This window comes from Microvirga mediterraneensis, assembly GCF_013520865.1.
GTDB classification, from domain to species: domain Bacteria; phylum Pseudomonadota; class Alphaproteobacteria; order Rhizobiales; family Beijerinckiaceae; genus Microvirga; species Microvirga mediterraneensis.
In genome coordinates this window covers 632636-652473 of the sequence record NZ_JACDXJ010000001.1, presented here as the reverse complement: position 1 = coordinate 652473, position 19838 = coordinate 632636, and the positions used below count along the sequence as shown (strand labels likewise).

Genomic DNA, 19838 nt, shown 5'->3' with positions numbered 1-19838 from the left:
GAAGGCAATGGCACTCCGCGACAGACAGGGCCGTCCGCTCGTCGCCGTCACCGGCATGGGCGTGGTCACGTCCCTCGGCCAGGGCAAGGACGACACCTGGGCGGCTCTCACGGCCGGCAAATCCGGCATTCACCGCATCAACCGCTTCCCGACGGACGGCCTGCGCACCACGATCGCAGGCACCATCGACCATGTCGACGTGGAGCCCTTCTGCGCCCCCATGCTGTCCGAGCGCCTCGCCATGCTGGCGGCCGAGGAAGCCGTCGGCCAGTCCGGCCTCGCCCGGGAGGATTTCCCCGGGGCGCTGTTCATCGCGGTGCCTCCGGTCGAGATGGAATGGCCACAGCGCATGGCCTTGGCCGAGGCCTCGGGTCAGGATGGAGACGTCACCTACAAGGACCTCCTGAAGGCCGCGGGGTCCGGCCGCTTCAAGCCTTGGCACGACCTCTTCATCTTCGGCACGGTGGCCGATCGGGTCGCCGACCGCTTCGGCACCCGGGGTTCGCCGATCTCGCTCTCGACCGCCTGCTCGTCCGGTGCCACGGCGATCCAGCTCGGCGTCGAGGCGATCCGCCGCGGCGAGGCCGACGCGGCCCTGTGCATCGGCACGGACGGATCCGTGAACCCGGAATCCCTCATCCGCTTCTCCCTGCTCTCGGCGCTCTCGACCCAGAACGAGAACCCGGAAGCGGCCTCGAAGCCGTTCTCCAAGAACCGGGACGGTTTCGTCATGGGCGAGGGCGGGGCCGCCCTCGTGCTGGAAAACGCGGAGAGCGCGAAGGCGCGCGGCGCCACCATCCTGGGCTATGTGCTCGGCTGCGGCGAGAAGGGCGACGGCTTCCATCGCACCCGGTCCTCGCCGGACGGCATGCCGGCCATCACGGCGATCCGCCAGGCCCTGGACGACGCGGGCGTTTCCCCTGAGGACATCGACTACATCAACGCCCATGGCACCTCGACGCCGGAGAACGACAAGATGGAGGCCATGAGCTGCACCGCCGTGTTCGGCGAGCGCATGGCGGGCCTTCCGATCTCCTCGAACAAGTCGATGATCGGCCACACGCTCACGGCCGCAGGCGCGGTCGAGGCGGTGATGTCGCTCCTGACCATGGCCACGGGCCGCATTCCGCCGACCATCAACTATCAGGTACCCGATCCGGCGATCCCGCTCGACGTGGTGCCGAACGTGGCCCGCGACGCGAAGGTCGACTACGTGCTGTCGAACTCCTTCGGGTTCGGCGGCCAGAACACCTGCCTCGTCTTCGGGGCCGAGCCGAAAGGGGCTTGAACCATGACCCGGGTTCTGGTGACGGGCGGCGGCAAGGGTGTCGGTGCCGCCATCGTGCGGGCGCTCGCCGCCGCCGGCCACGATGTGGATTTCACCTACCGCTCTTCGGGTGATGCCGCGAAGGCCCTGGCCGGCGAGCTGATGCAGACCCATCCGGGCCGGAGCATCCAGGCGCATGAGGTCGATCTCGCCGACAAGGCGGCTCTCGAGGCCTTCTGCGAGACCGTCGAGGGCGAGAGCCTCTTCGGCCTGGTGCACAATGCCGGCCAGCCCTACGACGCGCTTGCCGCCATGATGCAGCAGGACAAGGCCGAAGCCGCCATGCAGGTGAACTTCTGGTCCTTCACCCGGATCGCCAAGGCCCTCATGCGCGGCATGATCCGCGCCAAGGCCGGCCGTATCGTGGCCATCGGCTCAGTGGCGGCCCTTCAGGGTAATCCCGGCAATGCCGCCTACGCGGCCTCCAAGGGCGCGCTGATCTCCTATTGCCGCACGCTGTCCGTCGAGACCGCCAAGCGCGGCGTCACGGTCAACGTGATCGCCCCCGGCTTCATCGACACGGACATGATGGCGCCCTACGCGGCCTATCGCGAGAACATGGAAAAGCAGATCCCGGCCGGACGCTTCGCCAAGCCCGAGGAGATCGCGGGCCTCGCCGCCTTCCTCATGTCCGAGCCCGCCGCCTACATCACCGGCACGGTGCTGCCGATCGACGGCGGCCTGACCTCGATGCTCGGCGTGCATCGGTAAAGATCATCATCCCTTGCAGCCCGCTAGGAATGGCACGACATCAAGGATCGTCAGACGTTTTCGCCACCGAGATAGGCGATCAGCGGCATTATTTCGGGATGAGCATGTTCTTGAAACGCGAGCCGTTCTTGCCGTAGCGCTCAGTGGCGGTGCGGCAAACTTGTGCGTCGGGTATGGAAGCGAATTCCTGTTTGGCCTTTACCATGCCCTTCAGAAGATCTGTCTCCAGGTGTCGCGTCATGGCAGTAGGGCAATCGATGCCATTAGCCTTATTCAAAAGGCAGGCAACGACGAGGGCATCCATCTGGCGCTCCTGCTTGAGTTTAGGGCATCGAGTCGTGAGATAAGCTGCCTCTCCGACCATGAGAGCAGGATTCGCGTCGTCTGGCAGTTGCCGCGCGCTAACGCAGCCGCCCAGAACAAAAACTAGAGCAAGAGCGGCAAGTCTTTTCATAGCTATCTGCAATGGAAGGGTCCGTGGCCTTCTGTGTGAGTCGAGCCGTAGGAGCCATATTCTGACACCCTCTGATTGTATATGTAATAATAAATCATGATGCAAGCGTGCCCTCTGTCAGGGAATCACACAAAACTTGTCATCGGCCTCGTCGCCCTTTAAGCCGCCGAAAAGAATTTCTCTGTGACCCTGCACCTTGAGATGCAGGCCGTCACACGACCAGGATTGGTTTTCATGCGCTCCCTTCAGCTCTTCGGCGACCGTGACCTTCGCATCACCGAGATGGAGCCGCCTCCGCCGCCCGCCGCCGGCGAGGTGCAGGTCCGGGTCAAGGCGCTCGCGCTCAACTTCCTCGACGTCTGGGGCTTTCGCGGCATGGCCTTCGCCAAGCGGAAGATGCCGCAGGCCGTGGGCGTCGAGGCGTCAGGCGAGATCGCCGCGGTGGGCGAGGGCGTCACGCGCTTCAAGGCAGGCGATCCGGTGACCATGTACGGGGCCGAGACCTGCGGCCATTGCCCCGCCTGCCGCAAGGGCTGGGACAATCTGTGCGAGAACGTCGCCGGCATCATGGGCTTTCATATCGACGGCTTCGCCCGCGAGCTGATCAACCGCCCCGAGCGTCTCGTGATCCCGGTGCCCCAGGGCGTCTCCTTCGAGCAGGCCGCCTGCGCGCCCATCGGCTTCGGCACCGTGCAGCACATGCTGTTCGACAACGCCAAGCTGGAGCCGGGCGAGTCGATCCTCGTCCACGCGGGCGGCTCGGGCATCGGCACGGCGGCGATCAAGATGGCCAAGGCCATCGGCTGCACGGTCTACACGACGGTCGGCGACGACGAGAAGGGCGAGAAGGCCAGGGCGCTCGGTGCCGATTACGTGATCAACTACCGCACCGAGCGCTTCGAGGGCGAGGTGCGCCGCCTCACTAAGCGCAAGGGCGTCGATGTGGTGTTCGAGCATGTGGGCGCCGAGACCTGGAACGGCTCGCTCCTGTGCCTCAAGCGCGGCGGGCGCCTGGTCACCTGCGGCTCGACCTCGGGCGTCTCCACCACCATGAACCTGATGCAGCTCTTCCAGCAGCAATACCGGATCTTCGGCTCCTTCGGCTGCCGGATCGAGAACATCGCGCAGTCGCTCGGCAAGATGGCGGACGGCATGACCCCGGTCATCGACGCCGTCTTCCCGCTCGACGAGTTCCAGAAGGGTCTCGAGCGGCTCGAAGGCCGCAAGGTCTTCGGCAAGGTGATCGTGACGTTCTGACCCGGTCTACCCGGCCGCGTCATCACAGATCTTGACGAAACGGGCTCCCCGCGAAAAAGACGCGGGGCCTTTTCTTTTTCAAGCCGGGACTTCCGCCGGCTCTTCATGCCAGGAACCGAACAAACGTGCGCCAACCCCACCGCTCCCGCAACCTCGTCTCGCGACTGATCGGAACGGTCATGGTCGGCGTCGTGCGCGGCGTCTTCGCCTTTTCGCGGCTGCTGGGCCCGGAGCGCTCGGGAGGCGTGGGGGCTGCGCTCACCCGCACCTTCGGCCCGCTGCTGCGCGCGCACAGGACGGCGCTCGCCAATATCCGCGCGGCCTATCCGGAGAAGTCCGAGGCCGAGGTGAAGGCCTTGGCGCTCGCGGCCTGGGACAATCTCGGTCGCACGGGGGGCGAATATCCGCATCTCGGTCGCCTGTTCGATTTCGACCCGGACAGCACGATGCCCGGCCGCACCGAGGTCGACGGCATCGATCACTTCCTTTCCTTGCGGGACGACGGCAAGCCCGGGATCATCTTCTCGGCCCATCTCGCCAATTGGGAACTGCCCGCCATCTGCGCGGCGCGCTTCGGGCTCGACACCACGGCGGTGTTCCGCGCGCCCAACGATCCGGCCATCGCCCGCGTCCTGCACGAGATCCGCAGCGAAACCATGGGCAACCTGGAGGCGGCCCGCCAGGGCGCGGCCTTCGCCATGCAGGGCGCCTTGGAGAAGGGCGGCCATCTCGGCATGCTCATCGACCAGCACTTCACCCGCGGGGTGATCGTGAACTTCATGGGCCGCCCGGCCCTGGTGAATCCCATCCTCGGCAAGTTCGCGCGCCGCTTCGACTGCCCGGTCCACGGCGTGCGGGTCGTCCGCCTTCCCAACCACCGGTTCCGCCTGCAGCTCACGCCGCCGCTCGATCTGCCCCGCGATCCCGACGGGCAGATCAACGTGCAGGGTGCCATGCAGGCCATGACCGCCGTGGTGGAGGAATGGGTGCGGGAATATCCCGAGCAATGGCTGTGGATGCACCGCCGCTGGCGCGTTCCGGCCAAAGCATCGGCTTAGATCCCGTCTCGGCTGACGCTCAACGTAACGTGAGTTTCCCTCAAGGTCGATTTCGTGTTCGATAGCGTCACCATGGCGTCCCGTTTGACACTGACTTTGGCAGCCCTAGGTCTGGCCGCTCTCCTTCAGCCTGCTCTGGCGGAGCCGCCGCGCGCGGTCGTCGAGCTGTTCACGAGCCAGGGCTGCTCCTCCTGCCCGCCGGCGGACGAGCTCCTGGTCGAGTATTCCCGCCAGCCCGACATCATCGCCCTGTCCCTGCCGGTGAATTACTGGGATTATCTCGGCTGGAAGGACACGCTCGCCCACGTGGCCTTTACGGAGCGGCAGAAGGCCTATGCCCATTCCCGCAGCGACCGGCAGGTCTTCACGCCGCAGATGATCGTCAACGGCAAGAAATCCTGCATCGGCTCCGACCGGGGCCAGATCGAGAAGGCCATCCAGGCGACCTCGAAGGGCCGCAAGACCCTGCCGGTGAACGTCACCGTCCATGAGCAGAACGGCCGGGTCACGATCCTCGTCGAGGAGACCCCGGACACGGCGCAGCGGGCGGCCGAATTATGGGTCCTGCCCGTCCTGAAGGCGCAGACGGTGCCGATCGAGCGCGGCGAGAACCGGGGCAAGACGATCACCTATGCCAATGTGGTGCGCGGCCTGAACCGTGTCGGCGAATGGCTCGGCGGCTCGGCCCGGTTCGAGGTGCCGGTCGAGACCGCCCGCAGCGGCGGGGATACCTATGTGGTGCTGCTCCAGAGCACCGATGCGACCCGCCCGGGAATCATCCTGGGGGCCGCGAAGGGCCCGGGCCTGTAACTACATCAGCACGATCACCTTGTTCGGCAGCTCGTCCACGTCGTCGAGGCGGGGAGGGGCATGTTCGGCCAGGATCGCGCCGGTGCGCCGGATCGCGTCGAGGAGCCCTTCCGTCATGCGCCCGTCCCCGATCGCGCCGGTCAGGTCGGCCACGATGTCGGCCCAGATCTCCGCATCGACCCGGTCCGAGATCCCCGTATCGGCGAGGATCTCCGCGTGATGCTCGGCGAGCGCCAGGTAGATCAGCACGCCGGTCTTCTCCCGGGTGCGGGTGAGCCCCCGGCGCAGGAACTCGCGCGAGGCCGCCTCATGGCCTTGCGTCCGCTTGATGGAGCGCGGCACCAGGGCATAGCGCAGCCTGGGCCACGAGAGGACGAGGCTCAACGCCAGCCCCACCGCGAGCTGGATCAGGAAGATCCGCGACGTGCTGATCGCCGTGAGCCAGATCAGCGGCCAGGGCGTGACAAGAGCCGCGAGAAGAGCCCAGAGGAGCGGGATCTCGCGGTAATGGCCCGCCTGCTCGGCCAGAACGACCACGACCTCGCCGGAGGTGTCGTCCTCCACGTCGCTGATCGCCTGGGCGAGGCGCGCCTGATCGTCGGGTGACATCATCTACCAGCTCCCCGAGGCGCCGCCGCCACCCGACGAGCCTCCGCCGCCCGAGAACCCGCCTCCACCGGACCAGCCTCCTCCTCCGCCGGACCATCCGCTTCCCCCCGACCACCCGCCGGGCGTGACGATCCAGGGACCGCGGCGTCCCCGCCTGACGCCGCCCGCGCGGCCCGCGCCCATCATCCGCGAGATCAGGAAGAACAGGATCACGAGGATGACGAAGGCGACGAAGGGGTCGATGCCCGTGGTGTTGTCCTCGCGCACCTCGGCCCTGCGGTGCCATTCCTCCGCATCGCCGGTGAGGATCGACAGCATGGCGTCGACGCCCGCATCGATGCCGCCGGCGAAATTGCCCTTCTGGAACTGGGGCGCGATGGCGGTCGTGATGATGACCTTGGAGAGCGCGTCGGTCAGCGCCCCTTCGAGGCCGTATCCGACCTCGATGCGGACCTTCCGCTCCTGCGGTGCGACCAGAAGCAGGACGCCGTTGTTGTTCTTCTTCTGCCCGAGCTGCCAGTGCCGGAACAGGCGGTTGGCGTAGTCCTCGACCGGGTAGCCCTCGAGGGAGCGCACGGTGGCGACCACCACCTGGTCGCTGGTCTTGTCCTCATGGGCCTTCAGCTTAGCCTCGAGGGCCGCCCGCTCCTCGGGCTTCAGGAGATTGGCCGCATCGACCACCCGGCCGTTGAGGGGCGGGAACGTCTGTGCGAGCGCCGGGAAGGTGGCGAGGAGGATGAGAAGGAGCGACGCGATGAAGAGCGCCTGAACTCTCTCGCTCACAAGGACGGACGCGAAAGACCGGGTGCCTCTCATCCCCTTAGAACTTCACCTCGGGTGGCCGGTCGGAGCCGGCGGTGGCCGTGAACGTCTCCATGGGCTTGGCGTCGGGATAGACGATGGCGGCGATCCAGCGGCCGGGGATCGTGCGCAGCTCCGTGTTGTAGGCCTGCACGGTCGCGATGTAGTCGCGCCGCGCCACCGCGATGCGGTTCTCCGTGCCTTCGAGCTGGGATTGCAGGGCCAGGAAATTGGCGTTGGATTTCAGCTCCGGGTAACGCTCCACGGTGGCGAGCAGGCGGCCGAGGGCGCCGGAGAGCTGGTTCTGGGCCTCCTGGAACTGCCGGAACTTCTCCGGGTCGGTGACCGTGGAGGCGTCGACCTTGATTTGCGTGGCCTTCGCGCGCGCCTCCGTCACCTGGGTCAGGACTTCGCGCTCCTGCTGGGCGAAGCCCTTCACGGTCTCGACCAGGTTGGGGATCAGGTCGGCGCGGCGCTGGTACTGGTTCTGCACCTCGCTCCAGGCGGCCTTGGCCTGCTCCTGCAGGGTCGGCACATTGTTGATTCCGCAGGCGGACAGCCCGAACGCCAGAAGCACGCCCGTGAGGGCGACGCGGATCCGGGTGGGTAAAAGCAGGGCCTTCATGACTGTCCTTCTCGCGATATGGTTCCACGAACCTTTGCCGGGATCAACAGATGGAGCAGAGGCGGCCTTTCAACAAGCGGCTTTTCGGTGGCCGTGCACATGGGATTGAGGCATGATCCGGCCGTTGCACCGTTCGGATTCGTCTCATGGCCTTCCTGCCCGACATCGGTACCCTGCTCACCTATACCCTCGCCGCGACCCTCCTGTTCATCACACCAGGGCCGGACATGAGCCTGTTCCTGGCGAAGACCATGGCGGGCGGGCGCAGGGCCGGCATGGCGTCGATGCTGGGCGCGATGGCGGGCTGCGGCGTGCATACGCTGCTGGCGGCGCTGGGCCTCTCGGCCCTGCTGGCGGCCTCCGTCACGGCCTTCACGGTGCTGAAGATCGTCGGCGCCCTGTACCTGCTCTGGATGGCGTTCGACGCGGTGCGCAACGGCTCGGCCCTGCACGTGAAGGAGGAGGGGCGGGCGGAGATTTCGTTCTGGAAAACCTTCTGCATGGGCGTGGGAATCAATCTCACGAACCCGAAGGTCGTCCTGTTCTTCGTGACCTTCCTGCCGCAATTCGTCGACCCGGCCGATCCGCACGCGGCCGACAAGCTTTTGTTCCTCGGCCTCTATTTCATCGTGCTCACCGCCCCCATGGGCGCGCTCCTGATCCTGGGGGCCGACAAGGTCGTCGCGCTCCTGCGCGGGCACCCGAAGCTGATGCGGGGGATCGATTATTCCTTCGCCGGCCTGTTCTCGGCCTTCGCCATCAAGATCCTGACGGCGTCGGCGCGGTAGGCGCGGGACGCTTGGGCTCGCGCCCTCCGACGATCGCCCAATAGACGAAACCCGCCACGGCGCCGGTGAGGCCGAGGACGAGGCTCACATGGAGCTCCGCCGGCGAGCCGACCCGCGCGGCGCCGCGCAGGATCCACGGCACGGCGGCCGTCAGGATTCCGGTGGCGAGCGTGTACCAGAGGAGGCTGCGCATCCCCAGCACCTCGCTGACGATGGCGATCATGAGGGGCGGGAAGACGAGCAGCGTGAACACGATCCGGCCCACGGCCAGGAACGCGTCCGCCACGATGGGCCCGGGATCGTCCGCCGAGAACACGGCGTCCAGCAGGGACCAGAACCCGACGAAGACCGTGTCGCCCGTCAGCATCGCCATCACAGGATCGACGATGCTGGCGATGAGGAAAAAGGTGCCGCTCGCGCCGATGGCGATGAGCAGGGCGAAGGGGATGAGGAGAAGCCAGCGGATCATGCCGGGGGTCTATAACATGTTCCTGGCCTGGATGCCCTACTCCCCGTTCCCCACCGCATACACGCCTTCCGCCCCGATGCCCTGTTCGGCCATCATGCGGGCGCGGGCGCGCAGCTTTTCGGTCTCGCTCTTGAGCTGGCCGCAGGCGGCCAGGATGTCGCGGCCGCGGGGAGTGCGCACCGGAGAGGCATAGCCGGCCCGGTAGACGATTTCGGAGAAGCGCTCGATCCGCTCCCAATCCGAGCACTCGTATTTCGAGCCGGGCCAGGGATTGAACGGGATCAGGTTGATCTTCGCCGGAATGCCCTTGAGCAGACGCACAAGCTCGCGGGCGTCCGCGTCCGAATCGTTTACGCCTTTGAGCATCACGTATTCGAACGTGATGCGGCGTGCGTTCGACAGGCCCGGATAGGCCCGGCAGGCGTCGAGCAGCTGCTTGATGTCGTACTTGCGGTTGATCGGCACCAGCTCGTCGCGCAGCTCGTCCCGCACCGCATGGAGCGAGATGGCCAGCATGGTATTGGCTTCCGCGCCGAGGCGCTCCATCTGCGGCACGACGCCGGAAGTGGACACGGTGATGCGGCGGCGCGACAGGGTTAGACCCTCGCCGTCCGACATCACGTCGATGGCGGCAATCACGTCGCCGATATTGTAGAGCGGCTCGCCCATGCCCATGAACACGATGTTGGACACGAAGCGTCCGCCGTCGGTGGGAACGAAGGCACCTTCCGGCGGCGTGGCGTCAGGCCAGTCGCCGATGGAATCGCGGGCCACGATGAGCTGCGCCACGATCTCGGCCGAGGTCAGGTTGCGCACGAGGCGCTGGGTGCCCGTATGGCAGAAGGAGCAGGTGAGCGTGCAGCCGACCTGGCTCGACACGCAGAGCGTGCCCCGGTCGACTTCCGGAATATACACGCACTCGATCTCGGCGCCCTTGTCGAGCGGGCCGGTCGAGGGCATGCGGATCAGCCATTTGCGGGTGCCGTCCTTCGAGACCTGCTCGGAGACCACCTGCGGGCGGGCGAGCGTATAGGCGGCGCTGAGCTTGGCGCGCAGCTCCTTGCCCACGTTGGTCATTTCGGAAAAATCCCTGGCGCCCCGGAAATAGATCCAGTGCCAGAGCTGGGCGACGCGCATCTTGAGCTCGCGCTCGGGCACGCCGATGGCGGCCAGCGAATCCTTGAGCTGGTCGCGGGTGAGGCCGACGAGCGAAGCGCCGCCGGGGGCGGCTCCCGCCGCCACTGTCACCTCAGCGGTCTTTTCGATGAACCCGGCCGCGCGCGCGGCATCGCTCACGGCCACGGGGGCCGCATTGGGGTTGCGCTTGGCGATGTCGAGCACCGTCGCCATGGGAAATCTCGTGCCTCGTTGTTGGGATTTGGCGTGCCTTATAGCACGATTGCGCCGAAACCGTGAGCCTCAAAAGCAAAATTCCGAGCGCAAGCGCATTGTGCGGAAAAGTGGCCCCGGTTTTCCGCTAGAACAATGCGCTCTTCAAAAAGCAGAGCATCGAATGCATCCCAAAAGTGGAATCCACTTTTGGGTCCGATGCTTTAGCCCGGAACATGCTCATTGAGGCGCCGATTTTCAACCGAACGCAGGACTTAGGACGCGCATTCCTTGCGGGCGTGCTCCAGGGCCTTGCCGAAGCCGTTCAGGGAATAGCGGTCGGTCAGGCTGGAGCCGCGGGCCGATTGGGTCTTCACGGTCACGGTTCCGCTCCGCGCCATGGTGGCGATGGCCTGGCCCTCCTCGGCGGGGTTCTTGAGCCAGGCATTGGTCGCTTTGGTGATCAGGGCATAGGAGGCATTGCCCACGGCGGCCTCCGCCTGTCCGTTCTCTTTGGCCGCGAAGCCGAGCACGAGGGCGACCTCGTTCTTCACGTTCTCCGCCGGGCGGAAGGATACGAAGAGATAGGCGGGATCCCGGCTCAGGTTCTTCGGCAGCCGGTCCTTGGGCTGGCTGAGCGCGTAGCAGATCTTCGAGCGGCCGGTCTGGGCCGTGTAGACGCCCCAATCGCCATAGGAGGTGAGGAGCGAGGCGCCGCCCGGACCCGTGGCAGCCTGCGTCGCCTTCGCGGCACCCGCGCCCGCGGCTGCCCCGGCGCCCGCTGCGGCGGCGGGTTTCGCCGGGCTGGTCTTCGCCGCGGGAGCAGGCTTGGCGGCCGGTTTCGCGGGCGCCGGTCGTGTCGATTGCTGCCCACGCTGGGGCTGTGCCAGAGCGGCAGGCCCGGTTCCGATGACGAACAGGGCGGAAAGGATGCCCGCGGCGATGCCGCGCTGGAAAGATGCAGTAATCATGGAGCGGACCATACAGGCGGATGGTTAAGAACTTTTCACCATCTCCGTTAAGGCTACGCCGGTGGGTTGGCGATGCGTCGAAACGTGGCGGCAAGGCCAGACTGGCCCGCTTGCCTGAACGGCGGCCCAATAAAAAGGGTCGCCGAAGCGACCCTGAGGTGGACGAATAAAGCTTACCCGTCTTGCAATTGCCAGGAGATGGAAATGACTTCAACGCAACAAGATCTTAGTAATCTATCTATAATAACATTGCAATAAGTCAATATTCTTTCTTTGGAATAAGATCCTAAATCGCGAAAGCTAAGCCTGATCCGGTGTATCCGCCAGGGCTTCGCGCGCCTTTTCCCTGTGCTCTTCCGTAATGGAACCAGCCACTTGGGTGATCGCGGCGGCCAGAACAGCTGCGTCATCGGCGAAGCCCAGCAGCGGCAGGAAGTCGGAGATCGCGTCGGCGGGGAAGACGAAATAGGCGATCGCTCCGAAGAGAATCAGCTTCACACGGCGCGGAGTCGACGGGTCGGTGGCGCAGAAGAAGGCGGCCACGAGGTCCTCGGCGAAGGGGATCTTGCCGGCAACCCGCTTCAGCTTGGCCCAGAACCGGCGCTTCAGGCCTTCCTCGTCCCGGGTCTCCTGGCGTATGGCCTCCATCTCGGCCTTGGTGAAAGGCTTCATGATGGGTGCGCTCATATCAACTGCTCCTTACGATCCTGTGCGTTCCCGTGACGTCGAGGATAGCTTAAGACGTCTCCGGATGCAGGGAGAAAAGCCATGAAGCTCGACAAATTGATGGCGGCCGTCGTGACCGGAGGGGCCTCCGGCCTCGGCGAGGCGACCGCGCGCATGCTGGCCGCGAACGGCGCGAAGGTCGCCATCCTGGATATGAACGCCGAGCGCGGCGAGGAGGTTGCCCGCGAGATCGGCGCCGTGTTCTGCAAGGCGGACGTCACCGACGAGGCCTCCATCGATTCGGCGCTGGCCGCGGCGCGCGCCGCCAACGGCACCGAGCGCATCCTGGTCAATTGCGCAGGGATCGCGCCGGGCCGGCGCACGGTCACGAAGAAGCGCGAGACCGGCGAGCTGATCGCCCACGACGTGGCGAGCTTCCGCCGCGCGGTCGAGATCAACCTGATCGGCACCTATGCGATGATCGCCAAATGCGCCACGGCCATGGCAGGGCTGGATCCGGTCACGCCCGACGGCGGGCGCGGGGTCATCGTCAACACGTCCTCGGTGGCCGCCCAGGACGGCCAGATCGGGCAGGCCGCCTATGCGGCCTCCAAGGGCGGCGTGCTCGGGCTGACGCTTCCCGTCGCCCGCGACCTGTCGGGCTTCGGCATCCGGGTGATGACGATCATGCCCGGCCTGTTCCACACGCCTCTCTTCGAGGGCATCGCGGAGGATTACCGCAAGGCGCTCGAGGCCAACGTGCCGTTCCCCTCCCGCCTCGGGCGGCCGGAGGAATATGCGACCCTGGTGAAGGCCATCATCGAGAACGACATGCTCAACGGCGAGGGCATCCGCCTCGACGGAGCCCTGCGCATGCAGCCGAAATAACGGCGTTCAGGATCCTTCGCTCCGGTTCTCGGGAAAGCTCTCGAGATCCGGGGTGCGGAGCCAATGCTCCCGGCGCTTGGCCCAGGACTCGTAGGTCGGCGTGAAGAGATTGGGCTCGTCGAACGAGCCGAGCCTGATTTCGATTTCGCTGTCGCAATCCCGGTCGAAGACCTGCGAGCCGCAGACGGGGCAGAAGCAGTCCTCGACGGCCGGGGTCGCCGACCAGCCCCGGAACTCGCCCGAGATCGTGACCTGATCGGCCGCGAAGATCACGAAGGCGCTGAAGGGTGAGCCGCTGATCTTGCGGCAGGTCATGCAATGGCAGAGCCCCACGCGCTTCGGCTCGCCTCGCGTCGTGAAGGTCAGCTGCCCGCAGGCGCAGCCCCCCGTGCGGATGCGCATCCCGGTCATGGCCTCTCCTTCACCAGTCCAGCGGCCATCTGGTCCATGCGCTGCGCCAGTTCGATGTCGCGGCGCGTCAGGCCCTTGGCGTCATGGGTGGAGAGCGTCACCTCGACCCGGTTGTAGGTGTTCGACCATTCCGGATGGTGGTTCATGGCCTCGGCCACGAGGGCCACGCGGGTCATCCAGCCGAAGGCCGCGTTGAAGCCGTCGAAGACGAAACGCTTGGTAATCGCATCGCGGCCCTCCACCATCGCCCAACCGTCGAGGGCCGGCAGGAGTTCGGAACGTTCTGATTCGGTCAGGCGGGGCATCGGCGCGCTTCATCGTGGGGACAGGACAATCTTAACGCGTCGTGCGCAAAAGTGGATCCGCTTTTCCCGGCTCCCCTTTTGCGTTCGATGCTTTGACGATGACGCACGGCGGCGCGGTTTCAAGGAACTCGAGCCCTGACATCATTCCCGCTCCGGCGGCCGGGAATGACGCTGAGGCTTCGCTCAATCGGCGAACCCGTCCTCGATGGCCCGCCAGTCCCGGGTCAGCGTGAACGAATCGCGGTCGATGACGATGAAGCAGCCGCCGCCGGGATGCTGCGGGCGGCTTTCCCGGCCGATCTCGACCTTCTGCAGATGCGCCGTCAGCAGGCATCCGACCGCCCCGTGGGAGACGACGACGATGTCGTCAGAGGTCTCGTCCTCGCGCAGGATCCGCTGGATGGCGTTCACGATGCGGGTCTGCGCGTCGACGGCGCGTTCCCAGCCGCGGATGCTCTCGTGCGGGCGGCCGAAGAACTCGCGCACCACGTCCCAGAATTCCGGCGGCGCGATGTAGCCGGTGGCCGACCGGTCGTTCTCGCCCAAATCCTCGTCCGCCTCGTAGGACAGGCCGAGGGCCTCCGCCACGATGGCGGCGCCGTCCATGGCCTTGCGCTCGGTGCTGGCATAGACGGCGGATACGTCCCGGTCCGCAAGCAACTCCACGAAGCGCTCCATGCGGGCGCGACCGGTGGCGTTCAGGGGCCATTCGGGAATGGGCCGGGCGGGGTCGATGACCACTTCGGGGTGGGTAATGAAGATGAGCGAAGCCATGGGCGAGACGTAACGGAATCCGCCGGAACCGTCGAGCTAGCTTAAGGGGTAGGCCGCCTCGACGATGTAGGGCCCGCCGCCCACCGAAGCCCGGGACGAGTAAAGAACGAAGCGGTCGGACGTAAAGGTCAGCTTCGGGAAATGTCCCCGGGTGGCGATGTAATCCGCCACGTCGCCGGGCGAGACGTTGCGAAGCCGCGCCAGGGTCACGTGCGGAGTGAATCGGCGCGTCTCGGGCGGCAGGCCGGCCTGACGCACGAGACGTTCCTGTTCGGCCTGCAGCTCGTTCAGCTCGCCGCTGCCGGCCACCCGGGCGAAGACCGCGCGGGGCTTCCCACCCCCGAAGGTGTCGAGCCCGTCGATGGTGATGACGAGCGGAGCGCGCTGGCGCCGCTCGCCGAGGATCGACGTGACGTCGTCCGCCATGCGCTCGTCGATGTCGCCGATGAAGCGCAGGGTGAGGTGATAATTCTCTGGGTCGACCCAGCGCGCGCCGGGAAGGCCGCCGCGAAAGCCCGAAAGGGCGAGGCCGATCTCGGCCGGGATCTCGATGCCGGTGAACAGGCGAGGCATGCGGCACCTCCCGGGCTTCTGCCGTGATTGAGACGAATGGCGAGAGGGGTTTGTTCCGCGTGGAATCAAACCTCCCTCGTCATCACCGGCCTCGTGCCGGTGATCCCGTTTGCATGAAGCGCCGGGCCTTTCAGGGTCCGGACCGGCGCCTCAGCTCATCCGCGCGAGATCGCCGAGGAGGCTTGCCGCGACGGTGATCTTCGACAGGGTCAGGCCCGACGAGACGATGCCGTCGACCGCCGTGCGGATGCGGTTGACGTCGGCGCCGCGCTTGTCGCTCCAGGCCCGCACGGCCTCGGCGCCGGATGCATCCTGCGACGCGACCTCGGCCGTCAGGCCGCGATGGGCATAGGCGATGCTGTCGATGGCCCGGTCGAGGGCCAGCCGGTCGAAGTAATCGCTGACGGTGATCTCCTGCGCGGCCCCGATGAGCGCTCCGAGCCGGAACGACGCTTCGAGGGCGAAGTGGGTGCAGGCGATGTCGCTGACGGGCTTGCCGGTCTTCTGCGCGGTCTGCACGATGTCCGGCGCGGCCACGAGGTCGGGCAAAGCCGCGATGCGGCGTGCCAGCTCTTCCGGCGTTCCCGCATCCACCAGCGCCTTCGTGCGCGCGTGCCACGCCTCCTGCGCCTCGGGCGAGAGCGTGTCGGTGAGGCTGCGCTCCACCTCGGCGATCCCGGCTCGGTAGGTGCCGATGATCTCGTCGAGGGAATGGTTCACGAAGTCCACGTTGCGGATGAACCAGACGATCCGGTTCATCAGCAAATCCTGCAATTCTCCGTAGAGATGCAGCTGCATCGCGCCGGGCACGATCCCGTCGAGCGCGTCGATGGCGACGTTCATCTCGGTGAGGCCGAAGGAATCGCGGGTGGCCGCATAGGCCGCCGCGATGGTCGGGGCGTCCGCGCCGGTCTGGTCCACGAGGCGGGCCACGATGGTCGGTCCGCCCCGGTTGATGATGGCATTGGCGAGCTGCGTCGCGATGATCTCGCGGCGCAGGCGGTGGGTGGCGATCGCATCCGGGAAGCGTTCGCGCATCTCGGCCGGGAAGTAGCGGTCGAGCTCCTTGCCGAGATAGGGATCGTCCGGCACCGGGCTCTCGAGCAGCTCGTCGTGCAGCGCCAGCTTGGCATAGGCGAGCAGCACCGCGAGCTCCGGCCGGGTGAGCGCCTCGCCCCGGCGGGCGCGCTCCGTCAGGTTGTTGTCGTCGGGCAGGTTCTCGACGGTGCGGTTGAGGCGCCCTTGAGCCTCCAGCATGTGCATGAGCCGGCGGGCGAAGCCGAGATCGGCGGCGCCGCGCTGCTCGGAGAGCGAGAGCGCCAGGGTCTGGAGGTAGTTGTTGCGCAGCACGAGGGCGGCGACGTCCTCGGTCATGTCGGCGAGCAGCGCGTTGCGCTGTTCCTCCGTGAGGCGTCCGTCACGCTCCGGCGTCGTGAGCGCGATCTTGATGTTCACCTCCACGTCGGAGGTGTTGACGCCCGCCGAATTGTCAATGGCATCCGTGTTGAGGCGTACGCCGCTCTGCGCCGCCTCGATGCGCCCGCGCTGGGTCATGCCGAGATTGGCACCCTCGCCGATCACCTTGGCGCGCACCTCCGGGCCGGTGATGCGGATCGCGTCGTTGGCGCGGTCGCCCACCTGCTCGTCCGTCTCGCTGGAGGAGCGGATATAGGTGCCGATGCCGCCGAACCAGAGCAGGTCGACACGGCTTTTCAGGATCGCGTTCATCACCTCGACGGGATTCGCCTGCGGCTTGTCGATGTCGAGGAGCGCGCGCATCTCGTCCGAGAGCGGAATCGACTTCGCATTGCGCGGGAACACGCCGCCGCCTTTCGAGATCAGCGCCTTGTCGTAATCCTGCCAGCTCGACCGGGGCAGATTGAACAGCCGCTCGCGCTCCAGATAGGCGGCTTCCGGATCCGGGTTCGGATCGATGAAGATGTCACGGTGGTCGAAGGCGGCCACTAGCTTGAGCGCCCGCGACAGCAGCATGCCGTTGCCGAACACGTCGCCCGACATGTCGCCGACGCCCGCCACCGTCACGGACGTGGTCTGGATGTCGACGTCCATCTCGCGGAAGTGGCGCTTCACCGCTTCCCAGGCGCCGCGGGCCGTGATGCCCATCTTCTTGTGGTCGTAGCCCTGGCTTCCGCCGGACGCGAAGGCGTCGCCGAGCCAGTGGCCCTTCTCGATGGAGAGCGCGTTGGCGACGTCGGAGAAGGTGGCCGTGCCCTTGTCGGCTGCGACCACGAGATAGGGATCGTCGCCGTCGTGGCGCACGGTGTCGCGCGGGGGAACGATGCTGTCGCCGACGATGTTGTCGGTGAGCTGCAGCATAGTGCGCACGAAGATGCGGTAGCTCTCGGTGCCTTCCGCCAGCCAGGCCTGCCGGTCGCTCGCGGGCGGCAGGTGCTTGGGCACGAATCCGCCCTTGGCGCCCACCGGCACGATGACGGCATTCTTGACCTGCTGCGCCTTGACCAGACCCAGCACTTCCGTACGGAAATCCTGCGGGCGGTCGGACCAGCGCAGGCCTCCGCGCGCCACCTTGCCGAAGCGCAGGTGCACGCCTTCGACGCGGGGCGAATAGACGAAGATCTCGTAGAGCGGCTTCGGCAGGGCCAGGCCTTCCACGCGGGCGCATTCGAACTTGAACGCGATGGTCTGGCGCGGCAGGCCGTTCTCTTCGAGCTGGAAGAAGTTGGTGCGGATCGCGGCTTCGATCAGGTTGACGAAGCGGCGCAGGATCCGATCGTCGTCGAGGCTCGTGACTTCCTTCAGCTGGTCCTCGATGCGCTCGCGGATGGCGGCCTCGGCGGCCGCGCGTCCCTCGTCCTTGCGTGGGTCGAAGCGCGCGTAGAACAGCTTGACGAGATCGGCCGTGATCGTACCGTGGCGGGAGAGCGTCTCGGCGATGTAGTCCTGTGCGTAGGTGACCTGGATCTGGCGCAGGTAGCGGCCGAAGGCCCGCACCATGGCGACGTCGCGCCAGCCGAGGCCCGCTTCCAGGACGAGGCGGTTGTAGCCGTCCGATTCCGCCAGTCCCCGGAAGAGCGCGAGGAGCGCCGCCTCGACGAGGGCCTGGATCTCGTCGATCTTGATCGCTCCGCCGGAGGCGCGTTCCAGGGTCATGTCATGGAGCCACACCCGGTGCGCGTCCGAGAACGCGACCCGGTAGGTTCGCTCGTTGACGACCCGGAAGCCGAGATTCTCCAGAAGCGGCACGCGCTCCGACAGCGGCAGCGACATGTTGAGCGAGAACAGTTTCAGGTTCACGCGGGTCTCGTCGTCGGCCTCGCGACGATAGAGGTCGACGGCGCGGGGCCTGGCCTCCGAGAGCTGCTCCAGGAGGGCGATGTCGGCGATGGCCTGCTCGGCCCCGAAGGCTTCGCGGTAGGCCGCGCTGAAGGCTTCGCCGTAGCGGGACGCCAGGGCCCTGGCCCGGGCGCCGCCGACGCTCTCGTCGAGCGCATCGCGCAGTGCGTCGCTCCAGGTGCGCACGATGGCGGAAATGCCCTTCTCGAGGACCTCGCGCGGCACGTCCGGGGTCTCGCCCTCGTCGCGGCCGATGATGTAATGGGTGCGGGCGAGCGGGCCCTCCGGATAATCCGGATAAGAGGCGGAGACGCGGCCGCCATAGATGCCGGCCAGGAACTGGCCGATGCGCTGGCGCGCCTGCGTGTCGTAGCGGTCCTTGGGCACGAAGACGAGCACCGAGACGAAACGGTCGAACTCGTCCACGCGGGCGAGCGCCCTGACCCGCGGACGCTCCGACAGGTTCATGATCTCGATGGCGAAGTGGTAGAGGGTGTCCTCGTCGATCTGGAACAGCTCGTCGCGCGGATAGCTTTCGAGCACGTTGAGGAGAGCGCGGCCCGCATAGCTCGCTGGGTCGAAGCCCGCGCGCGCCACGATCTTCGCCACCTTGTGGCGCAGATAGGGCACCTCACCGGTGGTGTTGGTGTAGGCGCTCGCCGTGAACAGGCCCACGATGCGCAGCTCGCCGCGCAGATGCCCGCTGTCGTCGAACAGCTTGACGCCGACATAATCGAGATGCGCCCGGCGATGGACGCGCGATTTCACGTTCGCCTTGGTGATGATGAGCGCTTTCGGACGCGCCAGGAAGGCGCGGATTTCCGGCGTCATCGCAACCAGCTCGCGGCCGCGGCGCAGCACGCGCACGGACGGATCGCGCAGGAGACCCAGGCCCGAGCCCTCGACGGGATTGGCCGCCGTGTCGCCGGACGGCAGGCGGTATTCGCGCAAGCCGAGGAACGTGAAGTTGTCCCGCGCGATCCAGTCGAGGAACGCGATGGCTTCCTTCACCTCGTCCTCCGGCAGCGGGGGAGGATTGAGGCGGTAATCGTGGACGATCTCGGCGATCCGGGAGCGCATGCCCGGCCAGTCGTGGACCGCGACGGAAACGTCCCTGTGAACGAGGCGCATGGCCTCGATCAGGCGCGTGCGGGTCTCGGGATCGTCGAGGCGCGGCAGGTGGATATGGATGAAGCTCTCGCGCTTCACGCCGAGCCGCAGGGCGGCCGTGGCCTCGCCCACGAGGCGCACGAGGGCGCCGCCCGCATCCCGCTCCACCGCCAGGATCGGGTGGGCGACGAGCAGCGGCTCGTAGCCCTCGTCGACGACCTCGGCGAGGGTCGAATCGAGCAGGAAAGGCATGTTGTCGTTGACGATTTCCAGCACCGTCACGTCCTGGCGCCGGCCCTCGCGCTCAATCTCGAAATCAAAGAGCCGGATATCCGCCCCGTCGGAGGTCCGGGAGGCCTTGAGGTGCTCGAAGGCTTCCGCGGCGAGATCCGCCAGCGTCTTCGGCGAGTAGGACGCGAGATCCTCGGACGGGACGCGCCCATAGAGATCGCGCACGAAGGTGGGCGGAATGGCCTTATGGCCTTTTTCCAGCACGGCGACGGCTTGTGCCGTCAACTCGCTTCCGCCGGTAGGGGTTTCCAGCTTCATGCGCGCATCCTCTCACATATCTGGTCGCGGGAGCGTTG

At 66.6% G+C, this 19838-nt stretch carries 20 protein-coding genes; 7 read left to right on the top strand and 13 right to left on the bottom strand.

The features are described 5' to 3' along the window. Positions 1–7 precede the first annotated feature (7 nt). Both H0S73_RS03000 and H0S73_RS02995 read left to right on the top strand, forming a co-directional pair. Positions 8–1288, top strand: a complete 1281-nt coding sequence (locus H0S73_RS03000) for a beta-ketoacyl-ACP synthase (protein WP_181050764.1) — start codon at positions 8–10, stop codon at positions 1286–1288. Positions 1289–1291: 3 nt separating this feature from the next. Further along, on the top strand, positions 1292–2038 hold the full coding sequence (locus tag H0S73_RS02995) for an SDR family oxidoreductase (protein WP_181050763.1): 747 nt from the start codon (positions 1292–1294) through the stop codon (positions 2036–2038). 88 nt (positions 2039–2126) lie between these two features. On the opposite strand, the gene H0S73_RS02990 is transcribed toward H0S73_RS02995, so the two are convergent. Continuing rightward, positions 2127–2492 (bottom strand): hypothetical protein, encoded by a 366-nt coding sequence (locus tag H0S73_RS02990; RefSeq protein WP_181050762.1) that lies wholly within the window; start codon positions 2490–2492, stop codon positions 2127–2129. 234 nt (positions 2493–2726) lie between these two features. Between H0S73_RS02990 and H0S73_RS02985 the strand changes: the two genes are divergently transcribed. The 3 genes from H0S73_RS02985 (at position 2727) to H0S73_RS02975 (ending at position 5617) form a co-directional block, all read left to right on the top strand. Beyond that, on the top strand, positions 2727–3749 hold the full coding sequence (locus H0S73_RS02985; RefSeq protein ID WP_181050761.1) for a zinc-binding dehydrogenase: 1023 nt from the start codon (positions 2727–2729) through the stop codon (positions 3747–3749). Positions 3750–3874: 125 nt separating this feature from the next. After that, the gene (locus H0S73_RS02980) at positions 3875–4807 is read left to right on the top strand and encodes a lipid A biosynthesis lauroyl acyltransferase (protein WP_343058200.1); all 933 of its coding nucleotides are present in this window, start codon (positions 3875–3877) and stop codon (positions 4805–4807) included. Between the two features lie 54 nt (positions 4808–4861). Further along, positions 4862–5617, top strand: a complete 756-nt coding sequence (locus H0S73_RS02975; RefSeq protein ID WP_181050760.1) for a DUF1223 domain-containing protein — start codon at positions 4862–4864, stop codon at positions 5615–5617. On the opposite strand, the gene H0S73_RS02970 is transcribed toward H0S73_RS02975, so the two are convergent. The 3 genes from H0S73_RS02970 to H0S73_RS02960 are packed head-to-tail and all read right to left on the bottom strand — an operon-like array spanning position 5618 to position 7652. Then, the gene (locus H0S73_RS02970; RefSeq protein ID WP_181050759.1) at positions 5618–6229 is read right to left on the bottom strand and encodes a TPM domain-containing protein; all 612 of its coding nucleotides are present in this window, start codon (positions 6227–6229) and stop codon (positions 5618–5620) included. It lies immediately after the preceding gene. Further along, a complete protein-coding gene (locus H0S73_RS02965; protein ID WP_181050758.1) occupies positions 6230–7042 on the bottom strand; it encodes a TPM domain-containing protein in 813 nt (270 codons plus the stop codon). It abuts the gene before it with no gap. A gap of 4 nt (positions 7043–7046) precedes the next feature. Continuing rightward, positions 7047–7652, bottom strand: a complete 606-nt coding sequence (locus tag H0S73_RS02960; protein WP_181050757.1) for a LemA family protein — start codon at positions 7650–7652, stop codon at positions 7047–7049. A gap of 146 nt (positions 7653–7798) precedes the next feature. Here H0S73_RS02960 and H0S73_RS02955 point away from each other — a divergent pair, with 146 nt between their 5' ends. Beyond that, complete coding sequence (locus H0S73_RS02955; protein ID WP_181050756.1) at positions 7799–8440, top strand: LysE family translocator; 642 nt, start codon at positions 7799–7801, stop codon at positions 8438–8440. On the opposite strand, the gene H0S73_RS02950 is transcribed toward H0S73_RS02955, so the two are convergent. The 4 genes from H0S73_RS02950 to H0S73_RS02935 all read right to left on the bottom strand — a co-directional run bounded on the left by H0S73_RS02950 (position 8412) and on the right by H0S73_RS02935 (position 11896). Beyond that, positions 8412–8909 (bottom strand): hypothetical protein, encoded by a 498-nt coding sequence (locus tag H0S73_RS02950; protein WP_181050755.1) that lies wholly within the window; start codon positions 8907–8909, stop codon positions 8412–8414. The genes H0S73_RS02955 and H0S73_RS02950 overlap by 29 nt on opposite strands. Before the next feature lie 36 nt (positions 8910–8945). Continuing rightward, entirely contained in the window at positions 8946–10259 is a 1314-nt protein-coding gene (rlmN, locus tag H0S73_RS02945) for a dual-specificity RNA methyltransferase RlmN (protein WP_202049769.1), read from the bottom strand. Between the two features lie 254 nt (positions 10260–10513). Further along, complete coding sequence (locus H0S73_RS02940) at positions 10514–11209, bottom strand: hypothetical protein (protein ID WP_181050754.1); 696 nt, start codon at positions 11207–11209, stop codon at positions 10514–10516. A gap of 300 nt (positions 11210–11509) precedes the next feature. Continuing rightward, entirely contained in the window at positions 11510–11896 is a 387-nt protein-coding gene (locus tag H0S73_RS02935) for a YkvA family protein (protein WP_425488171.1), read from the bottom strand. 81 nt (positions 11897–11977) lie between these two features. Between H0S73_RS02935 and H0S73_RS02930 the strand changes: the two genes are divergently transcribed. Further along, positions 11978–12763, top strand: a complete 786-nt coding sequence (locus tag H0S73_RS02930) for an SDR family NAD(P)-dependent oxidoreductase (RefSeq protein ID WP_181050753.1) — start codon at positions 11978–11980, stop codon at positions 12761–12763. 6 nt (positions 12764–12769) lie between these two features. Here H0S73_RS02930 and H0S73_RS02925 read toward each other — a convergent pair whose 3' ends face one another. From H0S73_RS02925 to H0S73_RS02905, 5 genes are all read right to left on the bottom strand, one after another. Further along, a complete protein-coding gene (locus H0S73_RS02925; protein ID WP_181050752.1) occupies positions 12770–13174 on the bottom strand; it encodes a GFA family protein in 405 nt (134 codons plus the stop codon). Beyond that, a complete protein-coding gene (locus H0S73_RS02920) occupies positions 13171–13479 on the bottom strand; it encodes a 4a-hydroxytetrahydrobiopterin dehydratase (RefSeq protein ID WP_181050751.1) in 309 nt (102 codons plus the stop codon). Before H0S73_RS02920 ends, H0S73_RS02925 begins: the two co-directional genes overlap by 4 nt. Before the next feature lie 183 nt (positions 13480–13662). Further along, the gene (locus H0S73_RS02915) at positions 13663–14253 is read right to left on the bottom strand and encodes a histidine phosphatase family protein (protein WP_181050750.1); all 591 of its coding nucleotides are present in this window, start codon (positions 14251–14253) and stop codon (positions 13663–13665) included. A gap of 36 nt (positions 14254–14289) precedes the next feature. After that, the gene (gene thpR, locus H0S73_RS02910) at positions 14290–14826 is read right to left on the bottom strand and encodes an RNA 2',3'-cyclic phosphodiesterase (protein ID WP_181050749.1); all 537 of its coding nucleotides are present in this window, start codon (positions 14824–14826) and stop codon (positions 14290–14292) included. Positions 14827–14976: 150 nt separating this feature from the next. Next, positions 14977–19800, bottom strand: coding sequence for an NAD-glutamate dehydrogenase (locus tag H0S73_RS02905; protein ID WP_181050748.1), 4824 nt, complete (start codon positions 19798–19800; stop codon positions 14977–14979). Between the last annotated feature and the right edge of the window lie 38 nt (positions 19801–19838).